This window comes from Phytohabitans flavus (genome assembly GCF_011764545.1).
GTDB classification, from domain to species: Bacteria; Actinomycetota; Actinomycetes; order Mycobacteriales; family Micromonosporaceae; genus Phytohabitans; species Phytohabitans flavus.
The window spans coordinates 405,467-426,196 of record NZ_AP022870.1 but is presented as its reverse complement, the minus strand read 5'-3'; the positions used below and the strand labels follow the sequence as shown (position 1 = coordinate 426,196).

Annotated in this window: 14 protein-coding genes and 2 pseudogenes; 9 read left to right on the top strand and 7 right to left on the bottom strand. The window is 71.4% G+C overall.

Annotation, left to right across the window (positions count from 1 at the left end):
* Positions 1–8: 8 nt before the first annotated feature.
* Positions 9–584 (bottom strand): class I SAM-dependent methyltransferase, encoded by a 576-nt coding sequence (locus tag Pflav_RS01905; RefSeq protein ID WP_173033247.1) that lies wholly within the window; start codon positions 582–584, stop codon positions 9–11.
* A 106-nt stretch (positions 585–690) separates the two neighbouring features.
* Between Pflav_RS01905 and Pflav_RS01900 the strand changes: the two genes are divergently transcribed.
* The 3 genes from Pflav_RS01900 to Pflav_RS01890 all read left to right on the top strand — a co-directional run bounded on the left by Pflav_RS01900 (position 691) and on the right by Pflav_RS01890 (position 2,850).
* Positions 691–1,176, top strand: a complete 486-nt coding sequence (locus tag Pflav_RS01900) for a MarR family winged helix-turn-helix transcriptional regulator (RefSeq protein WP_173033245.1) — start codon at positions 691–693, stop codon at positions 1,174–1,176.
* Positions 1,173–1,673, top strand: coding sequence for a hypothetical protein (locus tag Pflav_RS01895; RefSeq protein ID WP_173033243.1), 501 nt, complete (start codon positions 1,173–1,175; stop codon positions 1,671–1,673). Before Pflav_RS01900 ends, Pflav_RS01895 begins: the two co-directional genes overlap by 4 nt.
* 181 nt (positions 1,674–1,854) lie before the next feature.
* Complete coding sequence (locus Pflav_RS01890) at positions 1,855–2,850, top strand: LLM class flavin-dependent oxidoreductase (RefSeq protein WP_173033241.1); 996 nt, start codon at positions 1,855–1,857, stop codon at positions 2,848–2,850.
* A gap of 205 nt (positions 2,851–3,055) precedes the next feature.
* Here Pflav_RS01890 and Pflav_RS01885 read toward each other — a convergent pair whose 3' ends face one another.
* From Pflav_RS01885 to Pflav_RS47785, 3 genes and pseudogenes are all read right to left on the bottom strand, one after another.
* Positions 3,056–5,287, bottom strand: coding sequence for a rhamnogalacturonan lyase family protein (locus Pflav_RS01885; RefSeq protein WP_173033239.1), 2,232 nt, complete (start codon positions 5,285–5,287; stop codon positions 3,056–3,058).
* A 104-nt stretch (positions 5,288–5,391) separates the two neighbouring features.
* The gene (locus Pflav_RS47790; protein ID WP_332107728.1) at positions 5,392–6,111 is read right to left on the bottom strand and encodes a beta-galactosidase; all 720 of its coding nucleotides are present in this window, start codon (positions 6,109–6,111) and stop codon (positions 5,392–5,394) included.
* Between the two features lie 185 nt (positions 6,112–6,296).
* Positions 6,297–7,196, bottom strand: a pseudogene (locus Pflav_RS47785) (beta-galactosidase); the annotation flags it as partial.
* Positions 7,197–7,347: 151 nt separating this feature from the next.
* Here Pflav_RS47785 and Pflav_RS01875 point away from each other — a divergent pair.
* Positions 7,348–9,642, top strand: a complete 2,295-nt coding sequence (locus Pflav_RS01875; RefSeq protein ID WP_173033237.1) for a TIM-barrel domain-containing protein — start codon at positions 7,348–7,350, stop codon at positions 9,640–9,642.
* A gap of 148 nt (positions 9,643–9,790) precedes the next feature.
* A complete protein-coding gene (locus tag Pflav_RS01870; RefSeq protein WP_173033235.1) occupies positions 9,791–10,468 on the top strand; it encodes a S1 family peptidase in 678 nt (225 codons plus the stop codon).
* Positions 10,469–11,313: 845 nt separating this feature from the next.
* On the opposite strand, the gene Pflav_RS01865 is transcribed toward Pflav_RS01870, so the two are convergent.
* From Pflav_RS01865 to Pflav_RS01855, 3 genes are all read right to left on the bottom strand, one after another.
* Positions 11,314–12,201 (bottom strand): carbohydrate ABC transporter permease, encoded by an 888-nt coding sequence (locus Pflav_RS01865; RefSeq protein WP_173033233.1) that lies wholly within the window; start codon positions 12,199–12,201, stop codon positions 11,314–11,316.
* Between the two features lie 67 nt (positions 12,202–12,268).
* Complete coding sequence (locus Pflav_RS01860) at positions 12,269–13,291, bottom strand: ABC transporter permease (protein ID WP_173033231.1); 1,023 nt, start codon at positions 13,289–13,291, stop codon at positions 12,269–12,271.
* The gene (locus tag Pflav_RS01855; protein WP_232070919.1) at positions 13,288–14,946 is read right to left on the bottom strand and encodes an extracellular solute-binding protein; all 1,659 of its coding nucleotides are present in this window, start codon (positions 14,944–14,946) and stop codon (positions 13,288–13,290) included. The genes Pflav_RS01860 and Pflav_RS01855 overlap by 4 nt, the downstream gene beginning before the upstream one ends.
* Before the next feature lie 194 nt (positions 14,947–15,140).
* On the opposite strand from Pflav_RS01855, the pseudogene Pflav_RS44620 reads away from it, so the two are divergent.
* From Pflav_RS44620 to Pflav_RS01840, 4 genes and pseudogenes are all read left to right on the top strand, one after another.
* A pseudogene (locus Pflav_RS44620) lies at positions 15,141–15,284 on the top strand (sugar kinase); the annotation flags it as partial.
* A complete protein-coding gene (locus tag Pflav_RS47780; RefSeq protein WP_332107850.1) occupies positions 15,230–16,357 on the top strand; it encodes an ROK family protein in 1,128 nt (375 codons plus the stop codon). The pseudogene Pflav_RS44620 and the gene Pflav_RS47780, both read left to right, overlap by 55 nt.
* A gap of 414 nt (positions 16,358–16,771) precedes the next feature.
* Positions 16,772–19,624 (top strand): glycoside hydrolase family 3 protein, encoded by a 2,853-nt coding sequence (locus tag Pflav_RS01845; RefSeq protein ID WP_232070917.1) that lies wholly within the window; start codon positions 16,772–16,774, stop codon positions 19,622–19,624.
* Complete coding sequence (locus Pflav_RS01840; protein WP_232070916.1) at positions 19,617–20,621, top strand: LacI family DNA-binding transcriptional regulator; 1,005 nt, start codon at positions 19,617–19,619, stop codon at positions 20,619–20,621. The genes Pflav_RS01845 and Pflav_RS01840 overlap by 8 nt, the downstream gene beginning before the upstream one ends.
* Positions 20,622–20,730 lie beyond the last annotated feature (109 nt).

The following is a 20,730-nucleotide window of genomic DNA, read 5'->3' as shown; positions in this document are numbered from 1 at the left end:
CACCTTAGTCAGGCGGCTAGCACCAGCCGCGTGCAGCGCCGGAAGAACGGCACCCCCGTCGGCACCGGGTCGCGGCGGGGCGGCTCGGCGGTGAAGAGGCCGCGCTCGCCGGCGGTCGTCGCGAGCTGGTCGAACGGGGCGAAGCGGAAGTCGTACACCCGGACGCGCCCCGACGGGCGGAGAACCCGCGCCAGCTCGGGCACCGCGGCCTCGGGGTGGTCCCAGTGGTGGGAGCTGAACGACGAGACCACCAGGTCGAACGAGTCGTCCGGGAACGGCAGCGCGGTCACGTCGCCGACCTGCGCGGTGGCGTTGTCGTGGGCGGCCAGGTTGCGGGTGGCGTTGGCGACCATGTCGGCGGAGAGGTCGACGCCGGTCAGGCGCAGGTCGGGGCGGAGGCGGGCCAGCTCCTGGAGCAGCACCCCCGGTCCGGTCCCCACGTCGAGCACCGCGGCGCCCTGGGGTGCGGCGGCGGCGATGTCCCTGGCCAGCCGCCGGTACATCCGGCGCAGCACGCGCCGGGAGACGAAGTTGTACAACCGGCTGCCCCGGCCCTCGAAGACGTGCGGCATGTTCCGATGCATGTGCCCGTGCGTGCTCATGGTTGGCCCCCGTTCCCCACAGTTGCAGCTTGCAACTATCAGCCCACGGTACGCTCGGACAGTTGTAGGGCGCAACCATTGGAGTGGTATGGACGAGGCGGAGCGGCTGCACGGGCTGTTCATGGATCTCGTCCGCACCGGTGGGCTGCTCCAGACCGACCAGACGATCCCCGGCCATCCGATCTCGATGTCCCAGGCGTTCGCCCTGCACGAGCTGGACACCGAGACACCCCTCTCCCAGCGCGACCTCGCCGAGCGCCTCCGCCTGGAGAAGAGCTCGGTCAGCCGGCTGGCGTCCGAGATGGAGCGCAAAGGGTGGCTGGTCCGCGAGCGCGACCCGACCAACCGGCGGCTCTACCGGCTCCGCCTCACCGACCGCGGGCGGGCGCTGCACGCCGGCATGCGCGGCGCGTTCCACGACCAGTACGTGCGGTGGGTCGGCGAGATGACCCCGGCGGAGCGGGAGGCGCTCGTCGTCGGCCTGACCGCGTTCATCCGGGTGCTGGGGGACGGTCCGCTGCCGTGGGACGGGGCGGGAACCCACGACCGGGGGCACGACTCAGACGGGACATGAGACGCATCGCGGCGCTCGCCGCCGCCCTCCTGCTGCTGGCGGCCTGCGAGTCCGGCAAGGCCGCCGCACCGGCCGAGCCCGCGGCGCCGGCCACCGCAGCCCCGGCCGCCGCCGCGCAGCCCGGGTGCGGGGCCGACGTGCCGAGCCGGGTGCTGCCGGAGTGGGCGCGGACCGGGTTCAGCGACCCGGAACCCTCGATTCCGCACGTGCTCGGCGACCAGGGCGACATCGTGGCGATCATCTTCGGCTACCCGCTGCACGCGCCGACCCTGCCCGACCGCAGCAACAAGATCCTGTGGGTCTCCCGGGTGCCGCAGCAGCCGGCCAGCCCGCTCGTCATCGAAGCGCGGCCCGACGGCAAGGGCGACCCCGTAACCCGCGAGATCTCCGGCGGCGCCGGCCCGTCGACCGTCGACCTGCCCACGGCTGGCTGCTGGCACCTCCAGCTCAAGTGGTCCGACCACACCGACACGATGCGGCTGACCTACAAGAGCTAGAGACCCCTTCAGACCAGGGCTACCGCGACGTCCGCGGTGGTCCGGACCCCCGCAGGCGGGTGTGGTTGTGCGAACGCGGAGGGTGAGGCCGCGGGAGCGGCGGTCTGGACCACCGCGGACGTCGCGGTAGCTCACATCTTTTCTTGGAAGAAACGCGGGGCGGGCGGGGTTACAGGATCTTGTGATCGACGTACCTCTGTCCGTCCTCGACGTCGCGCCGGTCGCCGCCGGCGCATCCTCCGGCGACGCGCTGCGGGCCACCACCGAGCTTGCCCGCGCGGTCGAGCGGATGGGCTACCAGCGGTTTTGGGTGGCCGAACACCACAACATGCCGGCGATCGCGAGTTCCGCGCCGGCCGTGCTGATCGCCCACCTCGCCGCCGCCACCTCGACGATGCGGATCGGTTCGGGCGGCGTGATGCTGCCCAACCACGCGCCGCTGGTGGTGGCCGAGCAGTTCGGCACGCTCTCCGCGCTCCACCCCGGCCGGATCGACCTCGGCATCGGGCGGGCGCCCGGTACCGACCAGGCGACCGCGCTGGCGCTGCGCCGTACGGTCGAGGGGCTTTCGGCGGAGCAGTTCCCGCAGGAGCTGGCCGAGCTGATGAACATGTTCACCGGCGAGCAGCCGCGGCGGATCGTGGCCACGCCGGGCCTGGGCGAGAGCCCGGTGGTGTGGCTGCTCGGGTCGAGCGGGTTCAGCGCGCAGCTGGCCGGGATGCTGGGGCTGCCCTTCTCGTTCGCGCACCACTTCAGCGCCGCGAACACGCTCCCCGCCCTCGCCCTGTACCGGCAGAGCTTCCGCCCCTCGCGCTGGCTGGACAAGCCGTACGCGATGGTCGCGGTCGCCACCGTCTGTGCAGACACCGACGAGCGGGCGCAGTGGCTGGCCCGGCCGAGCGCGCTCTCCTTCCTGCGGCTGCGGCAGGGGCGCCCGCAGGCACTCGCCACGCCGGAGGAAGCGGCCGCGTACCCGTACACCGAAATCGAGCGGGAATTCATGGCCGAGCGGTGGGAGGGGCAGGCGATCGGGTCGCCGGAGACCGTCCGCCGGGCGCTCGAGGACCTCCAGGAAAAGACGCACGCCGATGAGCTGATGCTGACCGCGCTGGTCTACGACGTGGAGGACCGCATCCGCTCGTTCGAGCTGGCGAAGAAGGCGATCACCGAGAGCTGACGGCCCTTGACAACGATGGTCGTCACCGAAACAACAACGTCATCGATACGTCACCGGCCCGCACCAGGGACGGCCCTACTCTTGAACACGTGGGCGCGGGGCCGCCGGAATCGTGGGGCCGGCGATACGCGAACACGGTGCGTAAAGCACCGCCAGTGCCGGCGGGGATAGGTGCCCATCCCCGCCGGCACTTTGTATGCCCGGTTTACCGCAGGTAGACGTTCGGCTGCGGTGGCGTGGCCATCCCGTTCCCGATGAAGAAGCTCGGGTGCGGCGGCTGGTTGTACGCGGTGTTCTGCCACGCGATCGCGACCCGGTACTGCGCGTCGTGCATCAGCGTGTGGATCCGCCGGTCGGTGACGGTCGGGGTGGCGTAGATCCGCAGCGCGGTGTTGTCGGAGGTACGCCAGATCACCTCCTCCCGCCAGTCGCCCAGGATGTCGCCGGAGAGCGCCGGGGTGGCCTTGGTGCCGTTGTTCGACGCCACGCCCGAGGCGGTGAGCAGCCGGGTGTCGGCCGACGTGCCGTACTTGTCGATCCGGGTCTGGTCGAGCAGCTCGCGGACCGGGTCGGCGTCCCACCAGATCAGGAAGTTCGCCGAGGACGGCTTGCGCCCGACGTTGGCGCCGCTGGTGCTGCGCAGCCCGTCCACGCCGGATGACCACACCTCCGCGCCCGCGTTGCCGGCGTAGACGTCGCCGGCCACCCCTCGGCCGTTGTCGCAGCCGCAGGAGGGCGCGGCCCAGACGATCTGCCCGTTGTTACCGGCGTGGATGTCCATCGCCGGCTGGCTGGTCGACTCGTGGACGGTGAAGACCTCGATACCAGCCCGGGACGGGACGAGGTCGCCGACGTGCAGCGCGTCGCCGTGCCCGTACCCGGTGCGGTACATGAACGCGCCGTTGTCGTCGATCGTCGCCGACCCGTACACGACCTCCTGGCGGCCGTCGTTGTCGACGTCCGCGATCGACAGGTTGTGGTTGCCCTGGCCGTAGGCGCCGCTGTTGCTGTTGCCGGAGTCGTACGTCCACCGCCGCACCAGGCTGCCGTTGCGGAAGTCCCACGCCACGACGACCGCGCGGGTGTAGTAGCCGCGGGCCATGACGAGCGAGGGACGCTGGCCGTCCAGGTACGCGGTGCCGGCGAGGAAGCGGTCCACGCGGTTGCCGTACGAGTCGCCCCACGACGAGACGGTCCCGCGCGGCGGCTCGTAGTTCACAGTGGACAGCGCGGCGCCGGTACGCCCGTCGAACATCGTGAGGAACTCGGGACCGCTCAGGATGTACCCGTCGGAGTTGCGGTGGCTGGCCGACCCGCTGCCGATCACCTGGCCGGTGCCGGAGCGGGTACCGTCGGCGGTCTTCATGGCCACCTCGGCGTCGCCGTCACCGTCGTAGTCGTACACCTGGAACTGCGTGTAGTGGGCGCCGGCGCGGATGTTGACGCCGAGGTCGATCCGCCACAGGCGGGAGCCGCCCAGCCGGTACGCGTCGACGTAGACGTTGCCGGTCACGCCCGCCTGCGAGTTGTCCTTGGCGTTGTCCGGGTCCCACTTGAGCACGATCTCGTACTGCCCGTCGCCGTCGAGGTCGCCGACGGACGCGTCGTTCGCCGAGTACCCGCTGGCCGGTGCCTGGATCGGCACGTCGAGGTACCCGTTCGCGAAGGAGAGGGACGCCTCGGAGGCGGCCTGCTCGGTGCCGTTCACGACCGCCCGCACGGTGTACGAGGCGTTCGCCGCCGCGCCGCTGTCCAGGTAGTTCGTCGAGTTGGTGATCGGGGTGGCGGTCACCTTTGTGCCGCCCCGGTACACGTTGAACCCGGTGCTCGCCGCCTCGGTGCCGAGCAGCCGCCACGACACGAGGTTGGCCGACCCCGAGCGCACGCTGACGAGGCCGCGGTTGAGGTCCTCCATCTGCTTGGCATTCCCCGCCGGAGGCGGCGGCGTGGTGGTCGGCGGCGGAGGCGCGGTGGTCGTGGGTGGCGGGGCGCCCGTCGTGGGCGTGCCCACCGCGCCGGTGCAGCTTGTTCCATTGAGGACAAACGACGCGGGTACCGGATTGGAGCTGTTGTTCCACGAGCCGTTGAAACCGAACGACGCGGTGCCATTTGTCGGGATCGCACCGTTGTAGCCGGCGTCGACGGCGGTGACCTGGGCGCCGCTCTGGGTGACCGTGGCGTTCCATGCCTGGGTGACGGCCTGGCCGGCGGTGTACGACCAGACCAGCGACCAGCGGTCGATCGGGTCGCCGAGGTTGGTGATGGTCACGCTGGCGCCGAAGCCGCCTTGCCACTGGTTGGTGACGGCGTAGTCGACCCGGCAGCCCGCGGCGGCGGACGCGGCGGTGGCGACCACGGCGGCGAGGACGCCGGCGCCGGCCACCGTGCCGGCGAGCGTGGAGGAGAGCAGCGCGAAGCGCCGCCTGGAAGTGAGCATGCGAGGACTCCAGTGAGAGCGGGCGGCGTGCCCAGCGCCACCTGGGGTAGGAGTCGGCTCCCCGCGTCACCGCCGATCGTAGGGCAAGGGCTTTCCCCAGACAATTAGGTCTCGCGTATCACCGCCCACCCGCCGGCCGATACCTCGACGGTGCCCTCGACAGGCGTCCCGGTCATCAGGTCGGTCCCCGCAACTTCGACCTCGCGGGCCGAGGTGCCGTGGTTGAACGCGAACAGCCACGACGCGTGCCGGTCCCGCCGCCGCACCAGCTCCAGCTCGGCCGCGCCCTCGCGCACCGGTATCCCGGCCGCCTCGGCCAGCAGCTTCCCGTAGACCCCGTCGCCGAGCGGGCTCGACACATACCAGGCCGTTCCCGCCCCGAACCGGTGCCGCGTGACGCCTGGACGGACTTCGACCGCCCCGGCCAGGTGCACGTCCTCGGCCCACCCGTCGGGCGTCGGCCGGAACTCCTCCACCCGTACCCCCAGCACCTCGCGCAGCGCGCCCGGGTAGCCGCCGAGCCGCACCCGCCCGTACTCGTCGGCCACCCCGGAGAGGTACGTCGCGACGAGTCGCCCACCACCGTCCACATAGGTCCGCACCGCCGCGGCCGCCGCGTCCGACATCAGGTAGTGGGCGGGGAGGACCAGCAGCTGGTACGGGAGCGGCCCGGCCCGGTCCAGCGACACGAAGTCGGCCGTGATGCCCACCCGCCACAGGGCCCGGTGCGCGGCCCGCACCTCGGCCAGGTAGTCGATCCCGTCCCACGGCAGTCCCGGCCCTTGCAGCGCCCACCACGAGGCGGCGCCCCAGGCGATGGCCACGCACGCCTCCACCGCACCGGTGTCCACTTCGGAGAGGCCGCCGAGCGCCTCACCCAGTTCGACGGCTTCCCGGTACACCCGGCTGTCCGGCCCGGCGTGCGGTACGAGGGCCGAGTGGAAGCGTTCGGCCCGCCGCGCGGCGCCCGCCACTGGAAGAACATCGCGCCGCGCGAGCCGCGCGCCACGTGCGACAGGCTGTGCCGGGCCATCCGGCCGGGCTCCTTGGCGTGCATGCGCCCGCCCGTGTAGACGAGGTTCGGCGCGCTCTCCATGAGCAGCCACGGGCGCCCGCCGGCCCACGACCGGGCCAGGTCGGCGGCGAACGCGGTCTCCTCCTCGGCCCCGGGCCCGGCGTCGGACGGGTAGTGGTCGATCGCCACGAGGTCCACCTCGCGGGCCCAGCGGGCGTGGTCGACGGGTACCCACGCGCCGAAGACGTAGTTGGTGGTCACCGGCACGTCCGGCCCGGCCGCGCGCAGCACGTCGCGTTGTTCGACGTACGCGGCCAGCAGCTCGTCCGACCAGAACCGCCGGAAGTCGAGCACCTGCCCCGGGTTGGGCAGGTACTGCGTGGCGCGGGGCGGGAAGACGTACGCCCAGTCGGCGTAGTGCTGGCTCCAGAACGCCGTGGTCCAGGCGTCGTTGAGCGCGTCGAGCGTACGGTAGCGGTCTCGCAGCCAGGCCCGGAAGGCGGCGGCCGCGTGGTCGCAGTGGCACACCGTCCCGTACTCGTTGTGCACGTGCCAGAGCGCGACGGCCGGGTGGTCCGCGTACCGGCGGGCCAGCTCCCGTGCGATCCGCCGGCACGCCTCGCGATAGGCCGGGGCGCTGGCGCAGTACGTGTCCCGGCTGCCGTGCAGGAGGCGGGTGCCGTCCGCGCGTACCGGGAGCGCGTCGGGGTGGGCCAGGCTGAACCACGGCGGCGGCGAGGCGGTCGGCGTGGCCAGCGCGACCTTGACCCCGCCGGCGTCGAGCAGGTCGAGCACCCGGTCCAGCCAGTCGAACGTGTACCGCCCCTCCTCCGGCTCCAGCCGCGACCAGGCGAAGACACCGACGCTGACCAGGTTGACGCCGGCCCGCCGCATCAGCGCGACATCCTCCCGCCAGACGTCCTCGGGCCACTGCTCCGGGTTGTAGTCCCCGCCGTAGCACAGCCCGTCGACCCCGCGCGGCCACTTCATCCGGTGCTCCTCGAGGCGTTGACAGTTTGTTGGGTTAGAAGAAAAACTAAATCACATGCCCTACCGACCGCCGCTCGTGCCGTACGAGACGTTCGTCGCCGACCCGCCGGACCTGCCCGTCCGCTCCCCCGGCGAGCGGGGGCTCTCGGCCGTGACCAGGGCCGAGCTGGTCACCACCGACGCCTCCGGCGTGTCGGTGAAGGCCACGACGTCCGACGGCGGGACGCTCGCGATCCAGATCGGCGCGGCGGGCGAGGGCATCCTGCGGGTACGGCTGAGCGAGGCACCCGACGCACGCGGCCGCGCGGCCCGCGCGCTCACGCTGGTACGGCCCGAGGCGCACCCGGCGACCGTCACCGTGGCCGGCCCGGTCGTGCGGGTCAGCGCCGGCGCGGTGACCGCCGAGCTCACGCTCGACCCGTGGCACCTGCGCTTCGTCGACCCCGCCGGCCGCGTGCTGCTGGAGGAAAACCCGGGCGAGCGGGACATCAGCGGCCGCATGCGCACGCTCCCCTTCGGACGCTCGCTGGCCGATGGCACCGTCGCGGCGTACCACGAGAGCTTCACCGCCCCCGCCGACGAGCGCTTCGTGGGCTTCGGGGAGAAGTTCACCCCGCTCGACAAGCGCGGCCAGCGCGCCCTGATGTGGAACTTCGACGCGTTCGGCACCGAGTCCGACCGCTCGCACAAGACCGTGCCCCTCTACATCTCCAGCCGCGGGTACGGGGTGCTCGTCGACAGCGGGATGCCGGTCGAGTTCGACATGTGCCAGTCCACACACAGCTGCGTGCAGATCCTGGTGCCGGACGACGTGCTCGACTACTACGTGCTCGCCGGGCCGGCGCCGGCGGACGTGCTCGATCGGTACAACCGGCTCACCTGCCGGCCGCTGCTGCCGCCGAAGTGGGCGTTCGGCGCGTGGATGTCGTCGGGGTTCTATGTGGACACCGAGGAACGGGTGCTGGAGCGGGCCCGGCGGCTGCGCGAGCGCGGCATCCCCGCCGACGTGCTGCACCTGGACTGCTACTGGCAGGTGGCCGGGCACTGGTCCGACCTGCGGTGGGACGCGGACAACTTCCCCGACCCGGCGCGGATGCTGCGGGTGCTGCGGGACCAGGGCTTCAAGGTGTGCCTCTGGACCAACCCGTACGTCAGCCAGCACTCCCCCGCCTTCGCCGAGGCGGCCGAGGCCGGCTACTTCCTGCGCCGGGCGGACGGCTCGACGTACGTGGCGGACGTGTGGCACGGTTCCCACCCCGCCTCCGGGATCGTCGACTTCACCAACCCGGCCGCGGTCGCCTGGTTCGTGGGGCTGCTGCGGCCGCTGCTGGAGCAGGGCGTGGCCGTGTTCAAGACGGACTTCGCCGAGGGCGTGCCGGCCGACGCGGTGGCACACAACGGGATGAGCGGAGCCGAGCTGCACAACGTGTACACGCTGCTCTTCAACGACACCGTCTCGGCGGTCACCCGGGAGGTCGCCGGGCACGGGCTGGTGTGGGCCCGCTCGTCGTACCTGGGCGGGCAGCGGCACTCGGCCCAGTGGGGCGGCGACGTCAACGCCACGTACCCGGCGATGGGCAGCACACTGCGCGGCGGCCTGTCGCACGGCCTCTCCGGCGTACCGTTCTGGAGCCACGACGCGGGCGGCTTTCACGGCACGCCGGCGCCCGACCTGTACGTGCGGTGGGCCCAGTTCGCCGCGCTCTCCCCGCTGGTCCGCTTCCACGGCACCACGAGCCGGCTGCCGTGGGACTTCCCGGCCGGCGCCGAGCGGCTCGTTGTCGAGGCGCTGCGGTTGCGCTACCGGCTGTTGCCGTACATCTACTCCGCCGCCGTCGAGTCCGCCCGCACCGGCATCCCGTTGATGCGCGCGCTGCTCGTCGACTCACCCGGCGACCCGGCCGCGTGGGGCGCCGAGCTTGAGTACCTGCTCGGCCCCGATCTGCTCGTCGCGCCCATGCACGACCCGTCCGGCGAGCGCGACGTCTACCTGCCCGCCGGGCGGTGGGTGGACCATTGGACCGGCGAGACCCACGAGGGCGGGCGGTACCTGCGGGTGGCGGCGCCGCTCTCACGCATCCCGCTCTTCGTGCGGCACGGCGCGCTGATCCCGGTACTGTCCGATCAGGACAGCGTCGGCGACGGCCCCTTCGACGGGGTGACGCTGGTCAGCTGGGGCGGCACGGACGCCCGCACCGTCGTGCGGGACGTGGATGGCGACACCGTCGTGGTCGCCGTCCGCGAGGGCGACACCCTCCGCGTGACCTGTGCGGGTCCTTTGCGGGTACGGGACGCGACCCTCGCGTTTGGACGTGGTCAGGGCGTTCCGCACATTGAACTGACGCCTTGATCGCTTGCGCAGGCGTGGTGCCATGGTGGGGGTGCCACGCCTGCGCTCCCATAGCCGCCCGGTATTAACAAATCGGGATTTGTGGATACGATGGCACCCGCCTAGCGTGATGCCTCACATCGTCGGCCCTCCCAAAAGGAGTCCCGCAGTGCGCATCCGTCTGCTTCTGGCCACCGCCGCGACCGCCCTCGTCGGCGCGCTCGTCGCCCCGGCCGCCGCCTCCGCCACCACGCCGCAGCCCTTCATCATCGGCGGCGGCACCGTCTCGTCCGCCCCGTGGGCCGCGGCCGTCTTCAGTGGCGGCTCGTTCACCTGCTCCGGCTCGATCATCGCGTCCCAGTGGGTGCTCACCGCCCGCCACTGCCTGGGCGGCACGATGTCCGTGCGCGTCGGCAGCGTCTACTACGCGTCCGGCGGCCAGACCCGTACCGTCAGCTCTACCTCGGCACAGAACGACCTGGCGCTGCTCCGGCTCAGCTCTGGCGTCTCGACCACGTACGTGACGCTGGCCAGCAGCAACCCGCCGGTCGGCTCGACCAACAGCATCTACGGCTGGGGCCGCACCTGCACCAACTGCCCCGCCTCCAGCCAGCTCAAGACCGCCACCGTGACGGTTTCGAGCCTCAGCGCCACGGACGCGTACGGCGGCCCGGCCATCCGCAGCACCCCCGGCAACGGCGTCGCCTGGCGCGGCGACTCCGGCGGCCCGCAGTTCTACAATGGACAGCAGGTCGGCGTCTGCTCGACCGGCAACGGCTCCACGTACCAGAACTACGGCAGCGTAGCCGCCAACCGCGCTTGGATCCGCTCGGTCGCAGGGGTCTAACGCCCGCAAGCACCTTGATGCCTCCCCCGCGGTGCCGCAACAACGCGAAGCGACATCACGGGGGAGGTCGTGGGCGCCCTGCTCTTCTCGACCACGGGCGTGGCCCGCGACCTGATCGGCCCGTACAGCTGGCGCAACCTCGTCCAGACCCGGAACGACAACGCCTCCTTCCGCTGGCTCTGACGCCCGCTCATGCGCCAGCACAGCGATCCGTCCGCAATGGTCACCCGCAGATTCATTGCCCAATGAAGATGTGAGCTACCGCGACGTCCGCGGTGGTCCGGACCGCTGCTCCCGCGGCCTCACCCTCCGCGATTCACAACCCCAGCCCTGGCCGGCCCGGCCGGCAGTTGGCCGGCCCGGCCCGCAGTGCGGCCACGGCCCGCCTGTCCCGCGACGCACCAAGCCGGGCGAATCGCGAACACCTGTATCCCTTGATCTAGCGCTGCGACCGGACGCAATCCGGCAGATCATGGTACTTACCGGCCCCTCTGGGGGCAGATCTGTACCACGATCGCTCCGCGCTCCGACCCATCCCGCCGATCAAGGCGATCACCGTGGATAGCCGGCGCTCGGAAAGGGGCGTGGCCTTGATCGGTGCGTGCTCTGGCCGTCCGTGGCGATTCATTGACCCCGGAGAGGCAACTTTTCGCCACGATCGCAGCGCGACACAACGCCGCTTGCGTCGATCGAGGAAAGTCCGCGCCGCCGGGCGCAAGGTCGGCAGTGGGGGTGTGAAGCACGGAGGGTGAGGCCGCGGGAGCGACGGTCCGGACCACCACGGACGTCGCGGTAGCTCGATTCTTTGTTTGTTTCGCGATCTGGGGCCGATCGGGCGCCCGCCGTCACCCCTTGATGGCGCCGACGATTACGCCCTTTACGAAGTGGCGCTGGATGAACGGGTAGACCAGCACGATCGGGGCTACCGTCACCATCACTACCGCCATCTTGATGGCCTGGGTGGGCGGGAGCGAGCCGACCGACTGGCCCGAAAAGCTGGGGGATTGGCCTTGTAGGATCATGCTTTGCAGGATGCGCTGGATCGGAAACTTGTCGTTGCTGTCGATGTACAGCAGGGCGTTGAACCAGACGTTCCAGTAGCCCACCGCGTAGAAGAGGCCGACCACCGCGATCACCGGGCGGCTCAGCGGCAGCACGATGCGCCACAGGATGCGAAACTCGCCCGCGCCGTCGATGCGCGCGCTGTCCAGCAGTTCGTGCGGCAGGCCCTGGAAGAAGCCGCGGACCACGACGAGGTTGAAGACGCTGATCGCGCTCGGCAGGATCAGCGCCCACAGGCTGTCCTTGAGGCCGACGCCGGTGACCACGAGGTAGCTGGGCACCAGGCCCGGATAGATCAGGAACGTCAGCAGGAAGAAGAACAGCAGCGTACGGTGGCCGACCGAGCCGGGGCGGGACAGGCCGTACGCGGCGAGCACGGTCAGCGTGAGGCTCACCACCGTGCCGGCGACGGTGACCATTGTGGACACCCACAGTGCACGGGTGACGATGCCGCCGGAGAAGATCGTCACGTACGCGGAGGCGTCGATGCCCTTTGGCACCATCACCATGCCGCCGGCCGCGTTGATGGTCTGGCGCGAGGAGAGGCTTGTGACCAGCACCGACCACAGTGGAATCAATACGACCAGCGCCATCGCGGTGAGGGCGGCGCCCTTGCCGGCCAGCCCTACGGCCGTCGGCTTCTCTTCCCAGACGGGACGTGCGCCGCTCATGGCCGTCCTCGCTCCGCTGCGGGTGGCCACGAGGCTCCACACGCGCTGCGCCCGATGATTCGCTCACTCATTGCCGCGAGATCAACCCCCGCTCGCCGATCAGGTGGGCGACCCGGTTGGCGGCCAGGATCAGGACCAGCCCGACGGCGGCCTTGAAGAGGCCGGCGGCCGCGCCGAAGCCGAAGTTGCCCGTGGTGATGGACTGGTAGTAGACGTACGTGTCGAGCACCTCCGCGGCGTCCCGGCCGACCGCGTCCCGCTGGAGCAGAAACTGCTCGAAGCCGACCGAGAGCGCGTCGCCGAGGCGGAGGATGAGCAGCAGCACGATGACCGGCCGCAGCCCGGGGAGCGTCACGTGCCACAGCCGGCGCCAGCGGCCGGCACCGTCGACCGCCGCCTGCTCGTACAGGTTGGGGTCGATCATCGCCAGTGCTGCCAGGAAGACGATCATCCCCCAGCCGGCGTCCTTCCACACCGCCTCGGCCGTGACCAGAACGATGAACGTGTCCGGGTTGGTCATGATGTTCGGCGGCTCGATGCCGGCCTGGCGCAGCTCCTGGGCGAGCAGCCCGGCCCCGCCCAGCATCTGCACGAAGAACGTGACCACCAGCACCCAGCTGAAGAAGTGCGGCAGGTACACGACTGTCTGGATGAACCCGCGCAGCTTCCCGGAGATCACGCTGTTGAGCAGGATGGCGAGCGCGATCGGCAGCGGGAAGAAGAAGATCAGCTGGAACGCGGTGATGCTGAGCGTGTTCCACAGCGCGTCCCAGAACGCCGGGTCGCCGAAGAGCGTCTCGAAGTTGCCGAAACCGATCCACTCGCTGGCCAGGAAGGCGGACAGCGGCCCGTCGCCGGCGTACGGGTTGTAGTCCTGGAACGCGACAACGTTGCCGAGCGTGGGCAGGTAGTGGAAGACCAGCAGCAGGAGTGCGGCCGGCGCGGTCATCAGCAGCAGCGGCCAGTCGCGCCGGAGCCGGGCCCGCAGCGGTACCCGCGGCCGGCGCCGCTTCCCCGGTGGCTGCTCCGGGGCCGGCGGCCGGGCGAGCTCTGCGCTCGGCCCGGCCGCCACAGGTACTTCAGTGCTCATTTCCCGGCGTCGCTGCGCGCCTTGGCGAGGAAGTCGCGGGCCTCGTTGCCGCCGCCGGCCGAGCGCCATTCGTTGACGAGCCCGTCGAACTCGGTCAGCGCCCGCCGCCCGCGCACGATGTCAGTGATCTTGTCCTCGAACGGGACCGTCTGCGACTTGTACGTCGCCGGGAACTCGAGCTTGATCCCGTCCCACGGGTTGGTCTCCATGAACTTGACCATCGCGTTCGAGTAGGTCAGCAGGTCACCCACGTAGTTCGGCGTCTCCGGCCAGGGCTGCACAACCGGGCTGCGGCCGCTGACGAAGAAGTACTGGTTGGCTATCTCCTTGAAGCCCAGGTCGGTCTTGACCGGGCCGTCCGCGGTCATCGTGTGGTGCTTGCCCTCGATGCCGTACTCGCGGAAGTGGTACTCCTTGGTGCCGAACGGCGCCGAGCACCAGTTGATCACGCGAAGCAGCTCCTCGACGCGCTCCTTGGCGACGCCCTTCTTGACGAACGTGTACGAGATCGGCTTGTCGTCGCCCCACACCAGCGGGTCGCCGCCAGTCGCCGAGAAGACCGGCACCGGCTGGAGGTTGAACCCGGGCGTGACCTTCTGCTGCTGCGCCTGCATGCCCTGCCACGCGCCGATGCCGTCCTGCATGAAGAGGATGCGGCCGCTCTCCATGAGCTTCTTCGCGTCGCCGCCCTTGCTGGCCGCGAGGTCGGGGTGGACCAGGCCCTCCTTGTAGATCCGAGCCATCACCTCGAGCGCCTGCTTGAACTCGGGCGTCTCGTACTTGTGCTCCGGCGTGCCGTCCGCCTTGAGCCGCCACCCGGTCTCCGAGGCGGGCGATTTGTGGAACATCTGGACCATCGCGAAGATGTCGCTGAACGCCCACACGCCGGCCCTGGTGTCGGTCACCTGCTTGCCGATCGCGAGCAGCTCGTCGATGGACTTGGGGTAGGTCAGCCCCTTCGCGTCGAGCAGGTCCTTGCGGTAGAAGAGCCCCCACGGAAACGGGCCGTCGGTCGGGTTGGGCACGGCCATGAGGCGCTGGTTCCACAGCGCGTTCTGCCAGGCGCCGGTGGGGAAGGTCGCGAGCATCGGGTACGCGTTGACCTTGTCGCCGGACAGGTGGTCGGTGAGATCCTCGAAGAGCACCTTGACCGCGTCTGCGAAGCGGGGCAGCTTCTCCACCTCCCACTGCGGGACGCAGAGCAGTTCGGGCACGTCGCGGGCGCCGAGCATCGCGTTGAGCTTGTCCGCGTAGGTGAGGCCGTCCTGGATGGAAAAGTTGAGCGGGACGCCCAACTCCTCGTTGATCGCCGCGAGGTACGCGTTCTGCCCCAGCCCGGGCGGGGCCGGGCCCCACGCCGGGGTCATCGCGCTGATCTCCTTGCCGCTGCTGCCCGGCTTGTCGGTGATCACGTCGACGAGGTTGGCGGGGTACTTCTTGTAGCCGTCCGGGATCGGCCGGGTGCTCGCGATGTCCGGCTGCGGGATGCCGTCCGGGAGCTTGCCCTGCGCCGGCAGCACTCCTGCGACCTTGTTGGTATCGGTCGCGGCGCCCTGGCTTCCGCCCCCTTCCCCGCAGGCGCTGAGCAGGCCACCGCTGGCGATGGCCATGGCACCGAGGCCCGTGAGGCCGAGAAACGTTCTGCGGTCGGCCACGGCACACTCCCTTCTACTGGCGGAAAGTGGTATGACTGTACTTAGTTAGTCTGCCGACTAAACAAAGGCGCGCGAGTGACAAACTAAACCAACGGTGACCGCCGCCACAAGGGCGGGCCCGGTACGGCATGATGGTCAGGCCAGCCCGGGGCACCACCTGACCGACGCCGGGAACGGGGCTGACTTTGATCACGATGCAGAGCGGGCCGCAGCCGGCCGACTTCGCCGACGTGCGAGCCACCAACCTCGCCGTCGTGCTGCGCCATGTGCGCACCCACGCGCCGTGCTCGCGTGCCGACATCGCGGCCGCGACAGGGCTCAACAAGGCCACCGTCTCGAGCCTTGTCGCCGACCTCATCGAGCGGCGGCTGCTGCGCGAGACCGGGCTCGCCGAGCACCGGATCGGGCGCCCGGCGACGATGCTGGTGCTGGACGGCCAGCCGTACGCGGCGATCGGCATGGAGGTGGCGGCGGACCACCTCACCGCCGTCGCGGTCGACCTCGCCGGGGAGCAGCTGCTCACCTGGCGGCGCGCCTTCACCGGTACGGAGACGGCGGCCGGCAAGGCGGTCAGCACGATCGCCGCGCTCGCCTCCCGCGCCGCGTCCCGCGTCGCCGCCCAGGGCCGGCAGGTGCTCGGCCTGACCGTGGGCATACCGGGACTTGTCGACGCCGACGGCGCCGTGCGGCTCTCCCCGGGCTCGGGTGGCGCGACGTCGAGCTTCGCGCCGACCTGGTGCGCGCGCTGCGCGACCCCAAGTACGACGTGGCGGTCGACAACGACGCCAACCTGTCCGCGCTGGCCGAGCACCGCTACGGGGCGTACGCCGGCACGGCCAACCTGGTCTACCTCACCGGCGAGCTGGGTATCGGCGCGGGCGTGGTGGTCGACGGGCGGCTGCTGCGGGGCGGGCGGGGGTTCAGCGGCGAGATCGGGCACCTCCAGCTCGACCCGGCCGGTCCACTGTGTCCCTGCGGCCGGGTCGGCTGCCTGGAGGCCCTGGCCGGCGTACGGGCGATCATCGCGCGGGTAATGCCGGACGCCGAGGCGGACGGCCCGGTGACCGACTTCGCGCCGGAGATCGACGAGGTCGTGCGCCGCGCCCGACGCGCCGACGCCGCCACGCTGGCCGCCCTCACCGCGGTCGGGCGGCACCTCGGGCACGGCGTGAGCATCCTGGCAAACCTGGTCAACCCGGACGTGGTCGTCCTGGGCGGCAACTTCGTCCCCCTGTCCCCCTGGCTCCTCCCGGCCGCCGAGTCCGAGCTGGCCGCCCGCGCCGTAGCCCCAGACGCCGGCGGCTGCAAGCTCGTGGCCTCCGCGCTAGGCCCGGGCGCCGCGGCGACCGGCGGCGCCGCGAGAGCCCTGGCCGCGGTAGACGCCGGCCACCTCCCACCCCTACCCGCCTAGCCCCTGTTGATCAGGGAGTTTGCGGGGCGTGTCGCCGGCGTGCCGCCCCACAAAGTCCCTGATCAACCCCGTATCTGGGATTGAGCTACCGCGATGTCCATTGTGGTCCAAGGGACCTTCGTGAGTGCGCGATTTGCCCTAGTTGCGTGATTCCGGGGTGGCAGCGGGAGCGGCGCCGCGCATCGGGGGCTGAGCTGCGGGTTAGCGCTTTCCTCAGATTTCGTGGGAGCGCTCCTATTGACCTGGGCCATTGTGTGGTGCGAGTCTCAGATGGCTCCGGGCGTAACACTCGTGAAACGCGTGCGGAGTTTTCTTCGACGGCTTGTCGAAGCGCTTCGAGCAGACAGACCTCCGCGGATCTCCCACCGCGACGTTGGCTCCTCGAAGCGCTTCGAAATCCATAGAGGACGGGTGATGGCGATGACAGAGGCGTTTCGCGACCCCGACCGGCCACTCGACGACCGGGTGGCCGACCTGCTGGGCCGCCTCAGCCTGGCCGAAAAGGTCGCACTGCTCCACCAGCACCAACCGCCGGTCCCCCGGCTGGGGGTCGGCCCCTTTCGTACCGGCACCGAGGCGCTGCACGGCCTGGCCTGGGTCGGCCCGGCCACCGTGTTTCCCCAGGCCCTGGGCTTAGCCAGCACGTGGGACCCGGACCTGGTCCGGTCCGTCGGCGCGGCCGTGGGCGACGAGGTCCGCGGGTTCCACCACAAGGACCCGGCGCGGGTCGGCCTCAACGTGTGGGCGCCCGTGGTCAACCCGCTGCGCGACCCCCGCTGGGGCCGCAACGAGGAGGGGTACGCCGAGGACCCCTGGCTCACCGGCGTGATGGGCACCGCCTACGCGTCCGGGTTGCGCGGCGACCACCCCACCTACCTGCGCACCGCGCCGACGCTCAAGCACTTCCTGGGGTACAACAACGAGACCGACCGGCACCTCACGTCCAGCAACCTGCCGCCGCGGGTGCTGCACGAGTACGAGCTGCCGGCGTTCCGGGCGCCGATCGAGGCGGGCGCGGCGGTGGCGGCGATGGCGTCGTACAACCTCGTGAACGGCCGGCCGGCCCACCTCAGCCCACTCATCAACGACGAGCTGCGCCGGTGGGACAGCGGCGAGGTGCTGGTGGTCAGCGACGCCGCCGCGGCCTCCAACATCGCCGGTGACCAGGGCTACCACGCCGACCACGCGGCCGGGTACGCGGCGGCGGTCCGGGCCGGCATCGACAGCTTCACCGAGGACGACGGCGACTCGGCACCCACCGTCGCGCGGCTCACCGAGGCGCTCGACCGCGGCCTGCTCGACGAGTCCGATGTGGACCGGGCCGTACGCCGGGTGCTCACCACGCGGTTCCGGCTCGGCGAGTTCGACCCGGCGGAGCGCAACCCGTACGCGGCGGTGACCGCGGACGTCGTCAACTGCGCCGCGCACCAGGAGCTGGCCCGGGAGGCGGCACAGCAGTCGATCGTCATGCTGAAGAACACGGACGGGCTGCTGCCCCTCGACGGAGAAGGCACGGTCGCGGTGATCGGGCCGCTCGCCGACACGCTGCACGAAGACTGGTACAGCGGCACGCTGCCCTACACCGTCACCGCGTACGGCGGGCTGGCCGCGCGGGTGCGTGCCACCTTCCACGAGGGCGTGGACCGGATCGCGCTGCGCGGCCCGGACGGGTACGCGTGGGCGGACGACGGGGCGGTGGTGCGGGCGGACGGCGCAGCGCCCGGCCGGCAGGCGTACTTCGACCTCTTCGACTGGGGCGAGGGCGTGGTCGCGCTGCGGGCCGTGGCCAACGCCATGCACGTGGGCGCGGACGACGACGGGGTACTCGTCGACGACCGCCCGCAGCCCGGCGGCTGGGTGGTGCGGGAGACGTTCCGCTTCGTGGAGCACGGCTCTGGGCAGGTCGTGCTCCACCACCTCGCCACCGGCCGGTACGTGGCCGCGGGCGCCGACGGTGTGCTCCGGGCCAGCGCGGAGGAGGTGGCGGGCGGCACCCCGTTCACGGTCGAGCTTGTCGCGGACGGCGCGCGGGAGGCCGCCGCGGCCGCCGCCGGCGCGGACGTGGCGGTCGTGGTGGTCGGCAACCACCCGATGATCAACGGACGGGAGACCGAGGACCGGGCCAGCCTCGCGCTGCCGCCCGCGCAGGAGGCACTGATCCGCGCGGTGCACGCCGCGAACCCGCGCACGGTACTTGTGGTGACCAGCGGCTACCCGTACGGGATCGGCTGGGCGGACGAGCACGTGCCGGCGGTGCTGTGGTCGGCGCACGGCGGCCAGGAGTACGGCAACGCGCTCGCCGACGTGCTCCTCGGCACGGCGGATCCGGGCGGGCGGCTCACCCAGACCTGGTACCGGGACGCGGCCGAGCTGCCCGACCTGCTCGACTACGACGTGATCGCCTGCGACGCCACGTACCAGTACTACCGCGGCACGCCGCTGTACCCCTTCGGGCACGGGCTGAGCTACACGACGTTCGAGTACGACGACCTACGGCTGTCCACTGTGGAGGTCGACGCGGACGGCACGGTCGAGGTGTCGGTGAGCGTCACCAACACCGGCGGTCGAGCCGGCGAGGAGGTGGTGCAGCTGTACACGCGCCAGCGCCGGTCCACGGTCAAGCAGCCGCTGCGCCGCCTTCGCGCGTACCGGAAAATCACGCTGGACCCCGGCGAGAGGGCGACCGTCACGTTCACCTTGCGCGCCGCGGACCTCTGGTTCTGGGATGTGACCCGCGGCGCGAGGGTGGTCGAGACCGCCCGCCACACCGTCCAGATCGGACGGTCCAGTTCGGACATCGCGCTGACCGCGACGCTGTCGGTGCGCGGCGAGGAGGTCGGCCCCCGCCGCCCACTGGACCGTCCCTTGTGGGCGATCGACCACGACGACTACGCCGGCACCGTCCTGGTGGACGGCGAGCCGGGCCGGGCGGACGCGGTGGGCGCGGCCGAGCAGGCCGGCTGGATAGGGTTTCGGCGGGTGGACTTCGGGGCGGGCGCGGCGGCGGTGGCGGCCCGGGTCACCAGCCGTACCCGGGAAGCGGCCGGCGCCCGCGTGACGCTGCGCCTCGACGACCCGCTGTCCGGGCCGGTGGCCGGAATCATCGTCGTGCCGACCGCCAACGCCCGGCAGGACTGGGCCGAGGTGCGCGCCCCGGTGACCGGCGCGGTCGGGGTTCGGGACCTTTACCTGTCGTTCGAGGCGCCAGGCGCTACGGTGAGCTGTCTGACGTTCAGTAGTGGCGGGATGGAGGCGTCGAGTGACTGAACACGGTGGCGCCAAGCGTGCCGACATGGTCACCATCACGGACGTGGCGCGGCACGCGGGCGTCGCGGTGAGCACGGTGTCGTATGTGTTGAGCGGCAAGCGGGCCATCTCCGCGACCACCCGCCAGCGCGTGCTGGCGAGCATCCGGGCGCTCGGCTACCACCCGAACGCGGGCGCGCGGGCGCTGGCGAGCAAGCGGGCCAACGTGATCGCGCTCGTGCTGCCGCTGCGGTCGGGCATGCACCTGCCGGTGCTGATGCAGTTCGCGACCGCGGTGGTGACAACGGCCAGACAGTTCGACCACGACGTGCTGCTGGTGACCGCCGACGAGGGCCCGGACGGGCTGCGCCGGATCGCGGCCAGCGCGATGGTCGACGGCATCGTGCTGATGGACGTGGAGATGTACGACCCGCGGGTGCCGCTGCTGCGCGACCTGGAGCGGCCCAGCGTGCTGATCGGCTTCCCGGCCGAGGCGGAAAACCTCACCTGCGTCGACCTCGATTTCTACCGCGCCGGCGCGGCCTGCGTCGACCACCTCGCCGCGCTCGGCCACCGCGAGATCGCGCTGCTCGGCGCGCCCGCGGTGGTGTACGAGCGGGACACCGGCTTCGCGCACCGCACCCGGGCGGGCTTCACCGAAACCGCCGAGCGGTACGGGATCGCGGCGACCGCCCAGCCGTGCGAGGAGAGCTTTGACGCGGTACGGCAGGAGCTCGCCGGCCTGCTCGACCGCCACCCCGGCCTCACCGGCCTGGTGGTGCACAACGAGGCGGCGGTGGCCCACCTGCTGGCCGCGCTCCCGCAGCTCGGCCGCCAGGTGCCGCACGACATCTCGGTGGTCGCGATCTGCCCGGACGAGGTGGCCGAGCGGGCCAGCCCCGCGCTGACCTCGGTGCTCATCCCCGCCGAGGACGTGGGACACCAGGCGGTCACGCTGCTGATGCGCAAGCTCGAGGGCAGCAGGTGCCGGCCGCCACGCTGCTCGACCCCCGCCTGACGGTGCGCGCCTCGACAGCTTCTGCCTCGGCCGGCGCGGCCGCTCCCGCCACGGCGTAGACACCCGCACCGGCAGGTGCGGCGATTCGGCTGCAATCAGGGCGAATACT